Origin of the sequence: Streptomyces sp. Ag82_O1-12 (assembly GCF_900182715.1) — a bacterium.
Taxonomy (GTDB): Bacteria; Actinomycetota; Actinomycetes; order Streptomycetales; family Streptomycetaceae; genus Streptomyces; species Streptomyces massasporeus.
Window position 1 is genome coordinate 6,288,051 of the sequence record NZ_FXUW01000001.1, and the last position, 18,720, is coordinate 6,306,770.

Annotated in this window: 12 protein-coding genes; 4 read left to right on the plus strand and 8 right to left on the minus strand. The window is 73.4% G+C overall.

The window, feature by feature from the left end:
- The 4 genes from rbfA (at position 1) to QOL88_RS28935 (ending at position 6,144) form a co-directional block, all read left to right on the plus strand.
- On the plus strand, positions 1–453 hold the full coding sequence (gene rbfA, locus QOL88_RS28920) for a 30S ribosome-binding factor RbfA (protein WP_097221190.1): 453 nt from the start codon (positions 1–3) through the stop codon (positions 451–453).
- On the plus strand, positions 450–1,355 hold the full coding sequence (gene truB, locus QOL88_RS28925; protein WP_097221191.1) for a tRNA pseudouridine(55) synthase TruB: 906 nt from the start codon (positions 450–452) through the stop codon (positions 1,353–1,355). Before rbfA ends, truB begins: the two co-directional genes overlap by 4 nt.
- A gap of 261 nt (positions 1,356–1,616) precedes the next feature.
- The gene (locus QOL88_RS28930; RefSeq protein ID WP_097221193.1) at positions 1,617–5,021 is read left to right on the plus strand and encodes a trypsin-like peptidase domain-containing protein; all 3,405 of its coding nucleotides are present in this window, start codon (positions 1,617–1,619) and stop codon (positions 5,019–5,021) included.
- Positions 5,022–5,190: 169 nt separating this feature from the next.
- Positions 5,191–6,144 carry a bifunctional riboflavin kinase/FAD synthetase gene (locus QOL88_RS28935; protein WP_097221195.1) on the plus strand — a complete coding sequence of 318 codons (954 nt, stop codon included), beginning with the start codon at positions 5,191–5,193 and terminating at the stop codon, positions 6,142–6,144.
- Here QOL88_RS28935 and QOL88_RS28940 read toward each other — a convergent pair.
- The 8 genes from QOL88_RS28940 to eccE all read right to left on the minus strand — a co-directional run bounded on the left by QOL88_RS28940 (position 6,141) and on the right by eccE (position 18,714).
- Complete coding sequence (locus QOL88_RS28940; RefSeq protein ID WP_097221196.1) at positions 6,141–7,214, minus strand: ABC transporter ATP-binding protein; 1,074 nt, start codon at positions 7,212–7,214, stop codon at positions 6,141–6,143. The genes QOL88_RS28935 and QOL88_RS28940 overlap by 4 nt on opposite strands.
- The gene (locus tag QOL88_RS28945; RefSeq protein WP_097221198.1) at positions 7,211–8,308 is read right to left on the minus strand and encodes an ABC transporter ATP-binding protein; all 1,098 of its coding nucleotides are present in this window, start codon (positions 8,306–8,308) and stop codon (positions 7,211–7,213) included. Before QOL88_RS28945 ends, QOL88_RS28940 begins: the two co-directional genes overlap by 4 nt.
- On the minus strand, positions 8,305–9,216 hold the full coding sequence (locus QOL88_RS28950; protein ID WP_097221201.1) for an ABC transporter permease: 912 nt from the start codon (positions 9,214–9,216) through the stop codon (positions 8,305–8,307). Before QOL88_RS28950 ends, QOL88_RS28945 begins: the two co-directional genes overlap by 4 nt.
- A complete protein-coding gene (locus QOL88_RS28955; RefSeq protein WP_097221203.1) occupies positions 9,213–10,259 on the minus strand; it encodes an ABC transporter permease in 1,047 nt (348 codons plus the stop codon). The genes QOL88_RS28950 and QOL88_RS28955 overlap by 4 nt, the downstream gene beginning before the upstream one ends.
- Positions 10,260–10,277: 18 nt before the next feature.
- Positions 10,278–12,128 carry an ABC transporter substrate-binding protein gene (locus tag QOL88_RS28960; protein WP_097221205.1) on the minus strand — a complete coding sequence of 617 codons (1,851 nt, stop codon included), beginning with the start codon at positions 12,126–12,128 and terminating at the stop codon, positions 10,278–10,280.
- Positions 12,129–12,425: 297 nt separating this feature from the next.
- Positions 12,426–16,310 carry an SCO5717 family growth-regulating ATPase gene (locus tag QOL88_RS28965; RefSeq protein WP_373559313.1) on the minus strand — a complete coding sequence of 1,295 codons (3,885 nt, stop codon included), beginning with the start codon at positions 16,308–16,310 and terminating at the stop codon, positions 12,426–12,428.
- Positions 16,311–16,612: 302 nt separating this feature from the next.
- Positions 16,613–17,401 (minus strand): hypothetical protein, encoded by a 789-nt coding sequence (locus tag QOL88_RS28970; RefSeq protein WP_373559314.1) that lies wholly within the window; start codon positions 17,399–17,401, stop codon positions 16,613–16,615.
- Entirely contained in the window at positions 17,398–18,714 is a 1,317-nt protein-coding gene (gene eccE / locus QOL88_RS28975) for a type VII secretion protein EccE (protein WP_097221208.1), read from the minus strand. The genes QOL88_RS28970 and eccE overlap by 4 nt, the downstream gene beginning before the upstream one ends.
- Positions 18,715–18,720: the final 6 nt, after the last annotated feature.

The window sequence follows — 18,720 nt, forward strand, 5'->3', positions numbered from 1 at the left end:
GTGGCCGACAACGCGCGGGCTAAGAGGCTGGCGGACCTCATCCGAGAGGTGGTGGCCCAGAAGCTGCAGCGCGGGATCAAGGACCCGCGGCTCGGCTCGCACGTCACCATCACGGACACCCGGGTCACGGGTGACCTCAGGGAGGCGACCGTCTTCTACACGGTGTACGGGGACGACGAGGAGCGCGCGGAGGCCGCCGCCGGCCTGGAGAGCGCCAAGGGCATCCTGCGCTCCGAGGTGGGCCGGGCCGCCGGTGTGAAGTTCACGCCGACCCTGGCCTTCGTCATGGACGCCCTCCCGGACAACGCGCGCACCATCGAGGACCTCCTCGACAAGGCGCGCCAGTCCGACGAGAAGGTGCGCGAGGCGTCCGCGGGCGCCAAGTACGCCGGCGAGGCCGACCCGTACCGCAAGCCCGAAGAGGACGACGAGACGGACGACAGCGCCGAATGACCCAGAAGCACACCACGCCCGACGGCCTTGTCATCGTCGACAAGCCGTCGGGCTTCACTTCGCACGACGTCGTCGCCAAGATGCGCGGCATCGCCAGGACGCGACGCGTCGGGCACGCAGGCACCCTCGACCCGATGGCGACGGGCGTCCTCGTCCTCGGCGTCGAGCGGGCCACCAAGCTCCTCGGCCACCTCGCGCTGACCGAGAAGGAGTACCTGGGCACCATCCGGCTCGGGCAGAACACCCTGACGGACGACGCCGAGGGGGAGATCACCTCCGCCACGGACGCCTCCAAGATCACCCGCGACGCGATCGACGCCGGCATCGCCGAGCTGACCGGCGAGATCATGCAGGTGCCGTCCAAGGTCAGCGCCATCAAGATCAAGGGCGTGCGGTCCTACAAGCGGGCGCGCGAGGGCGAGGAGTTCGAGATCCCGGCCCGGCCCGTCACGGTCTCCTCCTTCGGCGTGCACGACGTCCGCGACGCCGTCGCCGACGACGGCACGGCCGTACTCGACCTGGTCGTCTCGGTCGTCTGCTCCTCCGGCACCTACATTCGGGCCCTGGCCCGTGACCTGGGCGCCGGCCTGGGCGTGGGCGGTCACCTCACCGCCCTGCGCCGCACTCGCGTCGGCCCCTACAAGCTGGACGCGGCCCGCACGCTCGACCAGCTCCAGCAGGAGCTGACCGTGATGCCCATCGCCGAGGCCGCCACGGCCGCGTTCCCCCGCTGGAACGTCGACGCCCGGCGGGCCAAGCTGCTCACCAACGGTGTGCGGCTGGAGATGCCCGAGACGTACGCGGGCGCCGGCCCCGTCGCCGTCTTCGACCCCGAGGGCCGCTTCCTCGCGCTCGTCGAGGAGCAGCGGGGCAAGGCCAAGAGCCTGGCCGTCTTCGCCTGACGGAGGAAACGGGGGGCCGGGTGTCCGCCCGTGGAGCGGCGGCCACGGGGTACCTCCACTGCCGCCGCTCCACGGTCCCCCTCGGTTCCCCCACCCCTAGGGTGTATCCAGCCGCCCCCTCTCCTTCACCCGTCCGTGCAGGCGCTCGGAGTGAACCGGGGGAGCGGAAGGGGGCGCTTTCGCAGAGCGATCTGTCCCGCTGATCATCCCGCCCCTACTGTCGAACACAAGGGCACGGGTGTACGGCGGGGAGGCTCGACGATGGCGTCGCGGAACGGGTCACGGGAGACGGACGACAGTCCACAAGGCTCCCCGGACCGCCCCGGAACAGCGGGAACCGAGGACGGGGCGGTCCCTGCGGACGCCCTCGTCCGGATCCACGACCTGGCCGGCCGCCCCCGCGGCACCGGCTTCCTGGCCGACCACCACGGCACGCTGATCACCAGCCACGAGGCCGTCGACGGCCTGCCCCGGCTCGTCCTGCACGGCGCCGGGGACCGCCGCCGGGTGGTGTCCGCCGACGCGGTCACCCCGCTGCCCGCGCTGGACCTGGCCCTCGTCCGGACCGAGGGACTCGGAGTGCCTCCGCTGCCCGTCACCGTGCGGGAGGGGACCGGGACCGGCGCCTACGTCCGGATCGCCGCCGGTGGCTGGCGCGAGGCGCGGGTACTGGGCCCGGCCACCGTGACGTACGCGGCCACGGACCGTTTCCACCGCCTCGACGACGTGCTGGAGGTGGCCGTCGGCACAGCAGGGCGGGACGCGCTGCGGCTGGGCGGCGGAGCGGCCGGCGGCCCGGTGCTCGACGCCGGGACCGGTGCCGTCGTCGCGGTCCTCGGCACCGCGCTCAGCTCCGACCACCGCGACGTCGGGTTCGCCGTACCGCTGCGAGCCCGGATCCCGGGAGCTGCGGGACCGCTGGGCGAGCTGCTCGCCGAGAACGCGGCGACGGTCCCCGCGTACGGCGCGGACCTCAATCCGGCCGGGGTGCTGGAGCTGACCGGCGCCTCGCTGGCGCTGGAGGGCCCGCCCGACGGCCCCGGCGTCCCGCCACCGGTCGAACGGGCTGCCGTGGCAGCCGAGTTCACCGCGTTCATGGAAGGCCCGTCGGCCGTGCTCGGCCTCGTCGGACCACCGGGCAGCGGCCGGACGACGGAGCTCGCCGCGCTCGCCGCGCGGCGCCGGCGAGCCGCGCAGCCCACGCTGTGGCTGCGCGGCTGCGAACTGCGGGACGGCGACGCGTCGGTGGCGGACGCGGCCCGCCGGGCGCTGGACCGCGCAGCCCCCGCCGTGGCGGCCGCCTCCGCCTGCGCCGACCTCGGCGACATCACGCCCGAGCGCCTCGCCCACCTCGCCCGCTCCCTGGGCCGCCCCCTGCTGCTTCTGCTCGACGGCCCCGAGGAGATGCCACCGGCCCTGGCCCGCCGGATGACCGACTGGGCGGAGGAGACCGCGCGGTGGCTGCGGGAAACGGGAAGCCGGCTGATGGTGGCGTGCCGGACGGAGTACTGGGAGACCGCGCCCTTCCCCGCGGACCAGTGTGTGCGGCTCGGCGACCTCACCGAGGACGAGGCCCGGGAGGCGCGCCGGAGCCTCGGCATCCCCGATCACGCCCTCGTCCCGGCCGATGCCCGCAATCCCCAGGCCCTCGGTCTCCTCGCCGAGGTCCTGGCGGCCGGCTCCGCGCCCCCGGAAAGGGCCGCGATCGACCGGCACGACGTCTTCACGGCCTACCTGGACCTGGTGTCCCTGCGCATCGCCACCCGGCTGGCCGCCGGCAGCGGCCTGCACGGCACGGCCGTACGCCGGCTTGCCGCCAAGGTCGCCGGACAGGTGCACGAGGCCGCCCGGCGCGGCCTCGGCCCGGGGTCGGGGGACCTCGACCGGGAGGCGTTCGAGGAGGTGTTCCCGTGGGGGCCCGCCCCGGCGCGGCTCGGCGGCTGCCCGGGCTGGGCGTCGGCCGCGCTCGCCGAGGGCCTGCTCGTGCCCGCCGGAGCCGGATACCGCTTCGCGCACGAAGGGTTCGCCGACTGGCTCCAGGGCACGCACCTCGACCTCGACGACGCCCTGCACGTCCTCGTCCACCGCGGCGAGGACGCGCAGTGCGACCCCGTGCCGCACCACCGCATCGGGCCGGTCGTCCAGGCCCTGCTCTGCCTCGCCCGCCAGCACGGCGCCGGTCGGCCGGCCTCCCGCCTGGCCGACCTGGTGCACGCCCTGGACGCCGATCCACGCTCCTGGTGGGCCGCCCGGCTGCTCACCGGGACGCTGTCGGCCCTGCCCGACGCGGCGCCCTACGCGGAGGTGCTGCGGCTGCTCGCCGACCGGATCGTGGCCTGGCGGCGCCAGGAGCGGCCCGTGCCGGAAGAGCTCGGGCCCGCCTTCTGGACCGGCCTGCGCCTGCCCGAGGAGACGCGCTGCGCCCTGCTGCGGCGGCTGGTCCACGCCGACCGACCCCCGTGCGAGGCCGGGCCCCGCTTCCTGGACGCCGTCGCCGCACTCCTCGCCGCCGACCCCACCGCCGTGCAACCGCAGCTGGCCCGCTGGTTCGACGACGAACAACCGCTGCCCGCCACCCCGCACGCGACCGTCGCCACCGCCGCCCAGGCACTGCTGCACACCCACCGCCACGGCGCCCTGGACGAGCTGACGGACGTCCTCGTCGAGCGTGCGCACCCGAGGGCCGACGAACTGCTCGCCGTCCTGACCGAGGAGGAACCGTCGGCGGTGTGCCGGGCCGTCGACCGGTGGGCCCGCGACGAGCGGCCCGCCCGGCGGAGCGCGGCGGTGGCGCACGGACTGCGCGTCGCACCGCACGTGAGCACCGCAGGCGACCGTGCCCTCCTGCGCTACGCCGCCCTCACCCTGCTCGCCCGCCCCGCCGACCGCGCCCCGCACGGCGGCGCCCTCGCCCTCCTCGTCCAGGACCCCCACACCCGGGCCCGCTACCTCCCCCGGGCGCTGGAGCACTTCGCGGCGGGCGACCCGCGGTTCTCACCGGACGCGCTGGCCGGAGCCCTCCTGACCGACCCCGAGCCGGTCCTCGGAGCCTTCGCGGCCCGGCTGGAGCGGCCCGACGCGGAGGAGGCGCTACGGGCCCTGGCCGACGCCACCCCGCCCGGCCTGGCCCGACGGGTCGCCGCGCTGGTGTGCCGGGCCGCGCGGCAGCGGCCGGAACTCGCCGGGCAGGTGGCCGCCTACGCGGACCAGCGCCTCGACCGCGGCCCCGCCGCCCGGCCCGTGCTCCTGCCGCTGGTCACCGGCCTGCTGGAGGACGGCCCGGTACGGCTGCGCTGCGCCCTCGCCGGCATCCTGAGCCCGCCCGGCGTGCCCGCCTCGCGTCCGCTGCGCCGCGAACTGCGCGACGCGCTCCTCGCCCGGGAACACGACACCGACGTCCTGGACGCGCTGCTGAACGCCGCCGCCCGCAACGGCGGCGACGACCTGCGCGACCTCGTCCACCGCATCGGACTGCTCCTCGTACGCACCCCGGAGGGCGCCACACGCTTCGACCGCGCCCTGGTCGACCTGGGCCGGCACGTGCCCGGCTTCGCCGCCCGCACGGCCGCCTGGCTCACCGGCGCGCCCGAGGAGTGGGCGGCCCTGGTCGGGCCCAGTTCCCACCGGATGATCGAGAACCTGGCGGGCGCGGGCGTCCCCGCCTGACCGGCCTCCCGGGCGCCGGGCCGCAGTACGGTGTCGTGCGCCCTGTCACAGCCCCCATGCCGATGCCGGCGGGAGGCACCCGGCATGGCACCCTTAGACCTGCGCACGAGGCAATCACGAACAACGACCGGACACGAGTTCGACGAGCTTTCGACAAGGAGCAGGCACAGTGCAGCGCTGGCGTGGCTTGGAGGACATCCCCCAGGACTGGGGACGCAGCGTCGTCACCATCGGCTCCTACGACGGAGTGCACCGCGGGCACCAGCTGATCATCCGGCATGCCGTGGACCGCGCCCGGGAGCTGGGCGTGCCCGCCGTGGTCGTCACCTTCGACCCGCACCCCAGCGAGGTCGTCCGCCCGGGCAGCCACCCTCCGCTGCTCGCCCCGCACCACCGCCGCGCCGAACTCATGGCCGGCCTCGGCGTGGACGCGGTGCTCATCCTCCCCTTCACGACCGAGTTCTCGAAGCTGTCCCCGGCCGACTTCGTCGTCAAGGTCCTCGTCGACAAGCTGCACGCCAAGGCGGTCGTCGAGGGCCCCAACTTCCGCTTCGGCCACAAGGCCGCCGGGAACGTGGAGTTCCTGTCCACGCAGGGCAAGACCTACGACTTCGAGGTCGAGGTCGTCGACCTGTACGTGACGGGTGAGGCGGGCGGCGGCGAGCCGTTCTCCTCCACGCTGACGCGGCGGCTGGTCGCCGAGGGCGACGTCGAGGGCGCGGCGGAGATCCTGGGCCGCCCGCACCGGGTCGAGGGCGTCGTCGTCCGGGGCGCCCAGCGCGGTCGCGAACTGGGCTTCCCCACCGCCAACGTCGAGACGCTGCCGCACACGGCCATCCCGGCCGACGGTGTGTACGCCGGCTGGCTGCACGCCCAGGGGGAGGCGATGCCGGCGGCGATCTCCGTGGGGACGAACCCACAGTTCGAGGGGACCGAGCGCACGGTGGAGGCGTACGCCATCGACCGGGTGGGGCTCGATCTGTACGGGTTGCACGTCGCGGTCGACTTCTTGGCGTTCGTGCGGGGGCAGGCGAAGTTCGACACCCTGGACGCGCTGCTGGTTCAGATGGGGCAGGACGTGGAGAAGTGCGCGGAGTTGGTAGCGGCCGAGGGGGCTGCCTAGTCTCCTTGTGGGCCGTCTGCGGGTGGGTGGGGGCTTGTCGCGCAGTTCCCCGCGCCCCTTTGGGGCGCGTACGCAGCTGCCCAGTGACAGGCCACCTGTGATTCTCCGCCGCCGCTCAGCACCGGCAAGTCCAGGCCCCTGCACGCGTCCGACACGCCCGCCCGGTCCGCCTCTCCACTGGCCAGGATCTGGCAGCGGGCGTGGAAGCGGCAGCCGGACGGCACGCGCGACGGGTCGGGGGGCTCGCCCGTGAGGATCACCGGGGCGCCGGGAGCCTCCGGGAGCACGGACAGCAGGGCCTGCGTGTACGGATGACGCGGTGCCGTGAGGACCTGCTCCACCGCCCCCGTCTCCACGATCCGGCCCAGGTACATCACGGCGACCCGGTCGGCGATGTTCCACGCCAGGCCCAGGTCGTGCGTGACGACCAGCGCGGACAGGCCCAGTTCGGTGCGCAGGCGCAGCAGCAGGGCGAGGATCTCGCCGCGTACCGAGGCGTCGAGGGACGCCACCGGCTCGTCGGCGACGAGGAGTTCGGGTTCCAGGACGAGCGCGCCCGCGATGACGACCCGCTGGCGCTGCCCGCCGGACAGTTCGTGCGGGTAGCGCAGGAAGAAACGCTCCGGGGGGCGCAGGCCGGCCCGGGACAGGGCATCGGCGACCGCAGTGCGTTCGTCGCCGCCGTAGCGGTGGATGCGCAGGCCCTCGGCGACCGCGTCGTACACCGTGTGGCGGGGGTTGAGCGAGCCGCTCGGGTCCTGGAGGACCAGCTGGACGCGTTTGCGGTAGGCCTTCAGGGACCGGCCGGAGTAGTCCAGCGGGCGGCCGTCGAAGGTGACCCGGCCCGCCGTCGGCTCGACCAGCCCGAGCAGGCTGCGGGCCAGGGTCGTCTTGCCGCAGCCGGACTCGCCGACCAGGGCGACGATCTCGCCTCGGCGGATGTCGAGGTCGACGCCGTCCACCGCGCGGGCCCGGGGGCCGCCGTGCCGGCCGGGGAAGGTGACGCGGAGGCCCTGGGCGCTGAGCAGGGGCGCCGTGGTGACCTCGGGGGCCGTGGGGGAGAGGGTCATGGCGTGCCGGGCCTCGCTTCCTCAAGGGTCTCCGGTTCGTCGGCCTGGCCGTTCGCGGGGGTCGCAGGTTCGTCGGCCGATCCGCTCTCAGGGGCCGCGGGCTCGGTCGCCGCCGGTTCGTCGGCGGCTTCCGCTCCGGCTCCCGGTGGTCCGACCAGCACACACGCGGCCCGCCGCTCCGGCCCCGCGGCCCGCAGCACCGGGTCCTCCTCGGGGCACGACTCCAGCGCCACCGGGCAGCGCGGATGGAACGTGCAGCCCGACGGCAGCGCCGCCGGGTCCGGCGGGTCGCCCGCCAGCCCCCGCGGGGCGAACCGGGACGCCGGGTCGCCGATGCGCGGGAACGCGGCCGACAGAGCCCTGGCGTAGGGGTGCCGCGCGTCCTCGTACACCAGCCGGGCCGGGCCCTCCTCGACCACCCGGCCCGCGTACATCACCGCGAGCCGGTCGCAGGTGTCGGCGAGGACGGCGAGGTCGTGGCTGATCATGACCAGGCCGAGGTCCTGGTCCGCGACCAGCTGCTCGATGAGCCGGAGGATCTGGGCCTGGATCATCACGTCGAGCGCGGTCGTCGGCTCGTCCGCGATGACGAGCCGCGGATCGCAGGCCAGGGCCATGGCGATCATGACGCGCTGGCGCTGGCCCCCGGACAGCTCATGCGGGTAGGCGTCGGCGCGGGCGGCCGGCAGACCGACCTGCTCCAGCAGTTCCCCGGTCTTCTTCTTCGCCCCGGCCGCCGTGGCCTTCCGGTGCAGCAGGATCGGCTCGGCGATCTGGTCGCCGACGCGGTGCACGGCGTTGAGGGAGTGCATCGCGCCCTGGAAGACGATGGACGCCCCGGCCCAGCGGACCGCCCGGACCCGGCCCCACTTCATGGTCAGCACGTCCTCACCGTCGAGGAGCACCTCCCCGGTGATCCGCGCCCCGGCCGGCAGCAGCCGCAGCAGGGCCAGCGCCAGCGTGGACTTGCCGCAGCCGGACTCCCCGGCGAGACCGAGCTTCTGGCCCGCATCCAGGCGCAGGTCCACCCCGCGCACGGCGGCCGCCCCGCCCGCGTACGTCACGGTCAGGTTCCTGACGTCGAGCAGACTCAACGCGACACCCCCAGCCTGGGGTTGAGGACGGCCTCCACGGCCCGGCCGCACAGCGTGAACGCCAAAGCCACCACGGCGATGGCGATGCCCGGCGGCACCAGGTACCACCAGTCCCCGGCACTGACCGCGCCCGCCTCGCGCGCGTCCTGGAGCAGCCCGCCCCACGACACGACCGTGGGGTCGCCCAGGCCGAGGAAGGCGAGCGTCGCCTCCGCGAGGATGGCCGAGGAGATGATCAGGGTCGTCTGGGCCAGCACCAGCGGCATCACGTTCGGCAGGACGTGCCGGGACATGACGTGCCAGTGGCCGCCGCCGAGCGCCTGCGCCCGCTCGATGTACGGCCGGGTCTCCACCGCGAGGGTCTGGGCGCGCACCAGCCGGGCCGTGGTCGGCCAGGTGGTGACGCCGATCGCCACGACGGTCGTGGTCAGCGAGCGGGACATCACGGTCGCCAGGGCGATCGCGAGCACCAGCGTCGGCATGACCAGGAACCAGTCGGTGATCCGCATCATCACCGTCGCGTACCAGCCCTTGAAGTGCCCCGCCGTCACCCCGATCAGGGTGCCGATCGCCACCGACAGCACGGCGGCGAGCAGCCCGACCAGCAGCGACACCCGCGAACCCCAGATCACCAGGCCCAGCAGGTCACGCCCGAACTGATCGGTGCCGAGCGGGAACTCGGCGCTCGGACTCTGCATCGGGCGCCCCGGAGCGCCGGTCACGCTGCTCACGTCGGAGCCGACGAACAGCGGTGCGAACAGCGCCAGCAGCGCGCACAGCGCGAGCACCGTCAGGCCGTACAGCCCCGCCCGTTCGGAGCGGTACTGCCGCCAGAAGCGGGCGACGGACGCCCGGCGGCGCTGCCGGGCCAGGGCGCGCGGGCCGGGGGCCGTCTCGGTCGTCGTCATCGGGCCACCCGGGGGTCCAGCAGCGGATAGACCAGGTCGGCGAGGGTGTTCATCAGGATCACCGCGGCGGCGAACACGAAGAACAACCCCTGCACGAGCGGCAGGTCGGGCACGCTCAGCGCCTGGTAGAACAGCCCGCCGAGGCCGGGCCAGGAGAACACCGTCTCCACGAGGATCACGCCCGCCACCGTCCGGCCGAGGTTGATGAAGATCAGCGTCACGGTCGGCAGCAGCGCGTTCGGCACGGCGTGCCGACGACGTACGAGGTCGTCGCGCAGCCCCTTGGCCCGCGCGGTCGTCAGATAGTCGCTGCCCATCTCGTCCAGCAGCGCCGACCGTGTGACCAGCAGGGTCTGCCCGTACTCCACGGCCACCAGCGTCACCACCGGAAGCACCAGATGATGCGCCACGTCCAGGACGTACGCGAAGCCCTCCTCGCCGCCCGACTCCATGCCACCGGTCGGGAACATGCCGGGCAGCGGGCCGATGCCCACCGACAGCACGATGATCAGCAGCAGCCCGAGCCAGAAGGACGGGATGGAGTACAGCGTCAGCGCGAGGCCCGTGTTGAGACGGTCGCCGAGCTTGCCGTGCCGCCAGGCCGACCGGGTGCCGAGGAAGATGCCCAGCGCCGTGTAGAGGACGAACGCGGTCCCGGTGAGCAGCAGGGTGTTCGGCAGCGCCTCGGTGATCTTGTCGACCACGGGGGCGCGGAACTGGTAGGACGTCCCGAAGTCGCCCGTGAGCGCCTTGCCGCAGTAGTCCGTGAACTGCCGCCACAGGGGCAGGTCGAGCCCGAACTCCTCGCGGTAGGCGGCCAGCTGCTCCGCCGACACCTGACGGCCGCCCGTCATGGTCTTCACCGGGTCGCCGGGGATCAGCCGGAAGAGGAAGAAGCTGGTCACGAGCACGGCCAGCAGCGAGACGGCGGCACCGGCCACCTTGCCCGCCAGATACCGCGGGTACGCGGAGCTCTTGCGTACCCGCGGCCCGGCCGCCCTCTGCTTGTCCTCGACCAGCGCGGGGGTCGCGTCAGCGGTCATGAGTACCCGCTCGCCGCCCTACTCGCGTTCCTCGGCGGTGGCCCGCCGCCGCATCGCCGCGAAGGCGCCGAGCCCGCCCAGGATCACGACAGCCGCGACGATCCCGACCACGACCCCCGTCGACGACGCGTTGTCGGAGGATCCGGAGTCCGCGGGCACCGCCGACCACCAGCTCCAGTAGCCGTCCTGGCCGTAGATGTTGCCCGCCTTCGCCGGCATGGTCGTGATCGACTTGATCTGGTCCGTCCGGAAGGCCTCGACCGCGTTCGGATACGCCATGACGTTCATGTACCCGAGGTCGTACAGCCGCGACTCCATCTGCTTGACGATGTCCGCCCGTTTGGCGGGGTCGTACTCGGTGAGCTGCCGGGCGTAGAGCTCGTCGTACTTCTTGTCGCAGATGAAGTTGTCCGTCGCACCCGTGTCCTTCGGGGTTGCCGGGAGCGCGCCGCAGGTGTGGATGGACAGCACGAAGTCGGGGTCGGGATTGACCGACCAGCCGTCGAACGCCAGGTCGTACTTGCCGGCCAGCCACGGGTCGGTCACGTTGTCCAGGCAGTTCAGCTGCACGCCGATGCCGAGCTTGCCCCACCACTCCTGGAGGTACTTGCCGACCGCCTTGTCGTTGGGGTCGGTGGCGTGACACAGCACGCGGTAGGTGATCGGCTTGCCGTCCTTGCCGACGCGTTTGCCGTCGCCGTTCTTCTTGTACCCCGCCTGGTCGAGCAGCCGGGCGGCCTCGGCCGGGTCGTATGCCAGTTCCCGGTCCGCGGAGGGCTTCCAGAAATAGTCCTGGAAGCGCGGCGGGATGTAGCCCTCACCCTCGACGGCGTGGCCCCGGAACACCTTGTCGATGATGGCCTCGCGGTCCACGGCGCGGAACAGCGCGTTGCGCACCCGCTGGTCCAGCAGGGAGGGGTGGCCGTCGCCGAACTTCTTGCCGTTCTTCGCCTTCGCTCCGGGGTTGGTGGCGAGGGCGTAGAAGCGGCGGCCGGGGGCGTCGTTCACCTGGATGTCGTCCGCGCCCTTCAACGACTCCGCCTGAGCGGGTGTCAGGGAGGGGGACCCGGCGACGAAGGACACCTCGCCCTTGCGCAGCGCCGACACGGCCGCGTCCTGGTCCTTGTAGTAGCGGAAGACCAGCTCGTCGAACTTCGGCGACCCGCGCCAGAAGTCCTTGTTGGCCTTGAGCCGGACATAGCTGTCGGCCTTGTAGCCGCTGAGCACGAACGGCCCGTTCCCCACGACGGGGAAGCTCTTGTCGTTGTTGAACTCGGAGAAGTCCGAGACCTTCTCCCACACGTGCTTCGGCACGATCGGCACGTCCAGCGCGGCCATCGTGGCCTGCGGTTTCTTCAGCTCGATGACCAGCTTCGTGGGGCTCGGTGCCGTCACCTTCCGGAAGTTCCCGACGTAGCTGCCGTTCGCCGTGGCCGCGCCGGTGTCGGTCATCATCTTGTTGAAGGTCCACGCCGCGTCCTCGGCGGTGGCCTGCTCGCCGTCCGACCATGTGGAGTTGGCGCGGATCGTGTACGTCCACGTCAGCTTGTCCGGCGACGGCTCCCACTTGGTGGCCAGGCCCGGGATGGCGTGGTTGTCCTTGGGGTCGTAGTTGGTCAGGTACTCGTACATGAGCCGGTGAATGCTCGTGCTGAGCAGCCGGACCGCCAGGAACGGGCTGAGCGAGTCCACGCTCTGCGCCACGGCGACGGTCAGCACCTTCTTGCCGTCGTCGGCCGCCCGGGCCTGCTGGGGAGCCGGGTCGAGCGGGGTCGCGAGACCGGCGGTGAGGGTGAGCGCGGCGGCCCCGGCCAGGGCGACGAGCCGGAGGCCGTGCGGGAGGCTGCGTTTCTGATCGTTCGTGCCCATGGTCGGACCTCGCGTCATCGCTCGGACGGGAAGGACGGGTTGATCAGCTGTCAGATGCGTGATGTGTGTGTACCAGCGGCCGTCTCCACCCGTCAACGGCGCGTTCACCCCTTGTGGCCTGCGGAAATAACGAATTGGCGAGCTTTTCGCACCCATTGGTGGAGACCACTGACGCGCCCCTGGCCAGGGCCTGGCAACGGAATTTCGCCCCTGAACGCGCCGAGGCCCGCGCCGAGTCGGAACGGCGCGGGCCGGGCGGGGATCGGCCCCTGAGAAGGGGCCGATCGGGTGAGGTGATTACTGCGTCGGAGGCGGGGGCGGCGGGGTCTGCCCGTCGGGCTGGGCCGGGTGGCCGGGCTGACCCGGCTGGCCGGGCTGGGGGTAGCCGTAGCCCGGCTGCGGGGGAGCGGCCGGGGGCTGTCCGGGCTGCGGGTACGGCGGTCCGGGGTGGGCCGCCGGCTGCCCGGCGTGCTGAGCGGGCTGCTCCGGCTGTCCCGGCTGCCAGGGCTGCGGATAGGGCGGCTGGGCCGCGGCCTGCGGGTACGGCTGGCCGGGCTGGGCCGGGGGCTGACCCGGCTGGGCGTAGGGCTCGCCGGGCTGCGGGTACGGCTGACCCGGCTGGGCGTACGGCTGGCCGGGCTGCGGCTGCTGGGGCTGCTGCGGATACGGGCCCGGCTGGCCGGGAGCCGGCTGCTGACCGGGATAGGCAGGCTGTTCCGGCTGGGCGTACGGCTGGCCGGGCATGGCCGCCTGGCCGGGCATCGGCGGGGCCGCGACCGGCGGCGGGTTGCCGTCCGAGGTCCACAGACCGTGCGCCTGCTGATGACGGACGAAGTCCTCTGCGACCATGGCCGCGAGGTTGAAGTACGCCTCCCGCACCTTCGGCCGCATCATGTCGAGGTCGACCTCGGCACCGGCGGAGAGATGCTCGTCGAACGGCACGACGATGACGCCACGGCAGCGCGTCTCGAAGTGCGTCACGATGTCATCGACCTTGATCATCTTGCCGGTCTCGCGGACCCCGGAGATGACCGTGATGGACCGCGAGACGAGGTCGGCGTACCCGTGCGCGGACAGCCAGTCCAGCGTCGTGCTCGCACTGCTCGCCCCGTCCACGGACGGCGTCGAGATGATGATGAGCTGGTCGGCGAGGTCCAGCACACCGCGCATGGCGCTGTACAGCAGACCGGTGCCGGAGTCGGTGAGGATCACCGGGTACTGCTTGCCCAGCACGTCGATCGCGCGCCGGTAGTCCTCGTCGTTGAAGGTCGTGGAGACCGCCGGGTCGACGTCGTTGGCGATGATCTCCAGACCGGACGAGGCCTGGGACGTGAACCGCCGGATGTCCATGTACGAGTTGAGGTACGGAATCGCCTGGACGAGGTCACGGATGGTCGCCCCGGTCTCCCGCCGCACCCGGCGCCCGAGCGTGCCCGCGTCCGGGTTGGCGTCGATCGCGAGGATCTTGTCCTGCCGCTCGGTGGCGAGCGTCGAGCCCAGCGCGGTGGTCGTGGTCGTCTTGCCGACACCGCCCTTGAGGCTGATCACGGCGATCCGGTAGCAGGACAGCACGGGCGTACGGATCAGGTCGAGCTTGCGCTGCCGCTCGGCCTCCTCCTTCTTGCCGCCGATCTTGAACCGTCCGCCACCGGCCGCCGGACGGCTGCTCTTCGCCTTCTGCTTCTTGCTGTTGAGCAGCCGGTCGGACGACAGCTCCACGGCAGCGGTGTAACCGAGCGGCGCGGCCCCGGGGTTGGTGGGCTGCCGCTGGTCGTGCTGCATGGGCTGCGGCCAGGCGGCACCGGTACGGGGGTCGACGGGCTGCTGGGGCTGGCCGGGGTGACCTGGCTGCTGCCCGGGCTGCCCAGGCTGCCCGGCGTGCGGGGGCTGGGCCTCGGGCTGGGGCTGGGGCTGGGCCTGCGGGGGCACGCCGGGGTGGGGCTGGGGCTGCTGGGCGCCCGGCTGGGGGAAGCCGTAGCCGCCCGGGGCATCAGGGGTACCCGGGTGGGGGAATCCGTAGCCGGCCTGTGGGGCGGGGGCGCCCGGCTGCGGGAAGCCGTAACCGGCCTGCGCGGCCGGCGCGGGGGCGGGCGGTGTGACGGGCTGCGCGGCCGGGGGCTGCTGGGCTGCCGGGGCGGGTGCGCCCTGCTGCGGGAAGCCGTAGCCGCCCTGCGCGGGGGGCGCGTGCGGGCCGTCCGGCTGCTGGGCCGGGGGCTGTGCGGCCGGGGCCGGGGCGCCGGGGTAGGGGAAGCCGTAGCCGCCCTGGGCGTTCGGCGCGGACGAGGGCTGTGCTCCGGGGTGGTGCGGGAAGCCGTAGCCGCCGGGCTGCGGTGCGGGCTGGGCGGGCGGCTGGTTCGGAGGAGTCGATGCGGGCTGCTGGTTCCACGCGGCAGGCGCGGGCTGCGGCGCCTGGGGCTGGAACGGCGGCTGCTGGGCGGGTACCGACGGCTGCGGCGGCACCGGCGGCTGACCCTGCGCCGGCACCTGCGCATCGGACGGCCGAGCCTCCGGCTGGGGCTGCACGGGCCACTGGTGCGCGGGCGCCGGGGCCGCCGGCTGGTACGACGGCGGCAGCGGCGGTACACCCTGCGGGAGCGGGGGAACCGAGTCGGACGGCGTGGTCTGCGGTGGTACGGCGTCCTCCGGCTCGCCCTCCGAGGACGCGAGGTCGGCGGTGGCCGCGTCGGAGGGCTCCTCAGGAGCAGCGGCTGCGTCCTCGCGTGGGGGTTCGGCGCCGGCCAGCACCGCATCCTCGGGCTCGGGCCGGACGTCCTCGGGTTCGGCGGCCTCCGACGGGGCGTCCTCGAGCGCGGTGTTCTCCGCCTCGGCGTCCTTGTCTTCGGCTTCTTCCGTACGGGCGTCGTCGGCGGGCGCCCCGTCCTGGCTGGCGGCGTCTTCGGACTCCCTGTCGTCGGCTGCCAGGGCAGGCGGCTCGACAACCACGGGCGCCACGTCTTCGCCCTCCGGCCGCGTCTCCTCCGGCTCGGCCTCCTCGGCCGACGGCACGTCTGCGAAGGCGTCCGCGTCCAGCGCGTACTCCGAGACCCCGTCGGAGGCCGAAACCCCGTCAGAGGCGTCGTCGGCCTCCGCGTCAGGGCCGTGGTCCTCCGTGTCATCCGCGCGGACAGCGCTGCCGGCCTCGTCGGCGGCCTCGTCCGCCTCGATGTCACCCTTGTCCTCGACAGCCGGCACCCCGGGGGCGTCGAAGCTGTCGCCGGCGTCGGGAGTACCGGGCACGTCGGGCGTGGAAACCGCCTCCGCGGCGGCCCGCTCCTCGATCTCCCGCTTCAGGGCGACGGCGGAGAAGCGCATGGTGGCGCCGCTCTCCAGATCACCGGCCGACGGCTCTGCCGCACCGGCAGCCACAGCCGGAGCCTCGTGAGTCCCGGAGGCGGAGGGAGGAGTGGCAGGAGGAGTGGCCGGAGCCTCGGGAGCGTGCGGAGCGGCAGGAGCCACCTCCGGAGCAGCCGGGGCCGCCTCGGGAGCAGGAGCAGCTGGGGCCGTCTCCGGCGGAGTCGGCGGCGTCCACTGCGCCTGATACCCACCCACGGGAATGTTCGGCACAGCCGTGGGAGAGGCCGGACCCGCCTGGGGCGCCTCGGGCTGCGCCTGCTGCGACGCCTGCGGCTCGAAACCGCTCCCCATCGGCAACCTGGGCAAACCGGTCGGCCCTCCGGCGGCCGGCGGAGTGAAGGGCGCACCCGGCGCGGGCGGCGGGGGCGTGAACGGAGCACCCGGAGCGGGCGGCGGCGCGGGCGGCGTGAAGGGCACACCGGGCGCCGGAGCAGGCTGCGACGCCGAGGCCGGTCCCTGAGCGGGACTCTGCGCCGGGAAGGCCGAGGCTCCACCGGACGGATTGGCATGCGGCGGCGGAGTCAGCCCGGGCAGCGGCGGCACCGGCCCCTTCGGCATTCCGGAGCCTCCGGGCGCCCCGGAACCCCCGGGCCCTCCGGCAGCCCCCGAAGCATTGGAGTCCTCGGACGTCCCCTGCCCCGAGGACGAACTCCCCGAGGCGTTCTGCGTGTACCAGGCGGGCGGCGCGTAGTCGATGGTGAACTCGCCCGTCATCTCTGCTGCGGACTCCGCGTCGGGCTGGTCATCGCCGGGTGTCGCCCAGCCCCCGCGGTTCCCGTCCCGATCGCTGCTCACAGTGTTCCTCCTGGTGTGGTCGAGCACCCTCATGCCGTGCTGGGGCGACCCTTGCTTGTCGTCCGACGTCGTGCGAAGTCGGTTGCGGCGTGTCAGAGGTCGTCCGAGGTCGTCCGCTCCACAGGCTCCCCCGCTTGCCCCTGGGACGCCGACGCCTGCTCCACGCGGTACGACGTCGATCCCTGTCCCAGCCTAATCACCACACGCCGCGGCCCGGCAGGCCCGTCTGCCCCTCCACAGGCACGCTGGACCACGAAAACCAGGCAAATGCGACGCAATTGCCGACGCAACAGTCGACAAACCGGGTGCTGTGAACGGTTTCGCTGCCAGGCCCGTCAGTCCATCCGACGTGGCGTACCCAACAACCCGGTCTCCGCGTCCGTGGGCTGTGTCATCACGTATTGCCGATCGCGGTCGGTACACCACAGGGTGAGGCCGTCGGAGAGCCCCGGCAGGGAGTCCGTTTCGGCCCGGGTGAGCGCCATCGTGCGGCCCAGTTCCGTGGCCTCGTCGGGCGACACCCTCTGAATCCCGACCAGCCGCGCCTGCCGCACGAGCCGCGGAGCGACCGGGCTGACGTAGGGCAACAGGGTCAGCACCGACTGCCAGGGCCCGGAGACCACGCGACCGCGAGGTGGCCGCATCCCGCAGTCCCGCACCACCAGCACCGGCGTACCGGCCGAGGCACCCAGCGGCGGCACCCGCCCGACGTCGTACACGGCCATCCCGTTCTGACCGCCCCCCATGGCGTGCACCATCGGCATCCAGACCTGCGCCCGCGCCGTCTCCACGGCGACCCGCGTCCCTGTTGCCGCCGCCCTGAGCGCGATGACCTGCACGGTCCACAGCCCGCCGATGAGCACGACGTCGTACGGCAGCGGCCGATTGAGCCCGAGTACGGCGGGCCGGTTCTCCGCGTCCACGCCGATGACGACGCCGTCGTCGGCGACGGGAAGGGCCAGGGTGTCCAGTTGGTCGACGGTCACGGAGTGCCGAGGGTGTCTCGGGCCGATCAATCCGAAGCCGCGGCGCAGTAGTTCACGCGCCCGCTCGGGGGCAGAGGACTGCGGCTCGCCCCGTCCGGTGGCCGCCGCCTGTCCCACGCGCGGGGTCGTCGCCGTCACCGGGCACCTCCGAGGGGCAGAGTGGCGAGCATGCCGGGCACCTGTTCCCGGTCGAGTCGGGAGAGCCCCATGCCTGTGTGCCGGGCCGCAGCCTGCACCGCGCGCCGGGCGGCGACGAGTTCGTCGTCGCTGCGCCCGGTCACCCGCAGGTGCCCGCAGACGGACACCTCCTTCCGCTCCCCCCGCCTGAGCGTGAGGCTGAAGGTGGTGGCGAGGGTGGGGACGGCCGTCACCAGAGCGACGAGCTGCGGCAGCGACGGCGCCCTCTCCCCACCCAGGGCGGGCCACCGATTGATCCAATATGTGGTGTGTCTGCGGTTGTCGCAGCGCCAGTTCCGGCCCGACTCCTCGGTCCGCCGCTCCCGCGTGTCCGTCCGCCCGGCCTCCGCCGTCACCAGCGGGTTGGCACAGGCCGACGTGGCGATGGCGGAGGTCAGCTGCTCCTCGTCGAGGAGGGTCGCCCGGAATCCGGATCCGGTGAGTCGGCTCGCGAGATGATCGGCGGCACGCACGACACACTTCTGCGCTCCGACCAAGCCGCCCCCGCGCGCGGCCACCGCTTCCGCGCACAGTTCCGGATCGAGTTTCAACGCGATCCACGTGATGCGTACGGCCGGCGCACCCGTCTGCTCCTGCAGGGGGGCGTAGTTGGCGACTGCCACGGACTGCCGGGGCAGATGGATCGCCGGCGCGGGCTGGGTGTGGAGCACGACCTGCGCCGACTCCAGCCGGATACCGTCCACATCCAAGGCGTCGCGCACCAGAGAGAGCGGCAACGGCTGTTTGTTCCGCTCGGCCCGCAGCGCGGTGGCATCGGCCTCGACATGCAGCACCGCGGTGACGAACGTACCGTCCCCGACGATTCCGACGGGTCGGCGGTCGCGGCCGCTGTACGTGTACGTCCGCAGACTCGGGTCGCACTCCACGGCCGGCGCCAGCCCCGGCTCCGTGCCCTCCGGTATCGGCGTACTCGCGGCCCGCCGCTGCCTCGCACGCAACGCCTGGGCCGTGGCCAACCACTCGGGCAGGGAACGCCCGCGACGACGGAGGAAGGAAAGCAGCACCAGACAGCCGGCGAGGACGGCCGCAGGCACCACGGCCACGGGATCGATCACCCATCCGACGAGCAGAATGGCCACCGCGACCTCGAACAGGACAAGGCGTTGCAACCGGAACGCCCCGACCTGACCCGAACGCACCCTGGACTGGAGCGCGCCCGGCGAGGCCGGCCGCTGTGCCGGTCCCTGCCCGGACACCGATGCACCCCGTGCCCGTGATCGGTCACGAGACCGGGCGCGCGATCCGGAAGCCATCACTCC

Bases quoted from the DNA above. Each gene is read 5' to 3' on its own strand.
- QOL88_RS28940 (WP_097221196.1), bottom strand. From the start codon at position 7,214: ATGACCCTCTCCCCCACGGCCCCCGAGGTCACCACGGCGCCCCTGCTC.
- truB (WP_097221191.1), top strand. From the start codon at position 450: ATGACCCAGAAGCACACCACGCCCGACGGCCTTGTCATCGTCGACAAG.
- QOL88_RS28950 (WP_097221201.1), bottom strand. From the start codon at position 9,216: ATGACGACGACCGAGACGGCCCCCGGCCCGCGCGCCCTGGCCCGGCAG.
- eccE (WP_097221208.1), bottom strand. From the start codon at position 18,714: ATGGCTTCCGGATCGCGCGCCCGGTCTCGTGACCGATCACGGGCACGG.
- QOL88_RS28960 (WP_097221205.1), bottom strand. From the start codon at position 12,128: ATGGGCACGAACGATCAGAAACGCAGCCTCCCGCACGGCCTCCGGCTC.
- QOL88_RS28930 (WP_097221193.1), top strand. From the start codon at position 1,617: ATGGCGTCGCGGAACGGGTCACGGGAGACGGACGACAGTCCACAAGGC.
- QOL88_RS28955 (WP_097221203.1), bottom strand. From the start codon at position 10,259: ATGACCGCTGACGCGACCCCCGCGCTGGTCGAGGACAAGCAGAGGGCG.
- QOL88_RS28965 (WP_373559313.1), bottom strand. From the start codon at position 16,310: ATGAGGGTGCTCGACCACACCAGGAGGAACACTGTGAGCAGCGATCGG.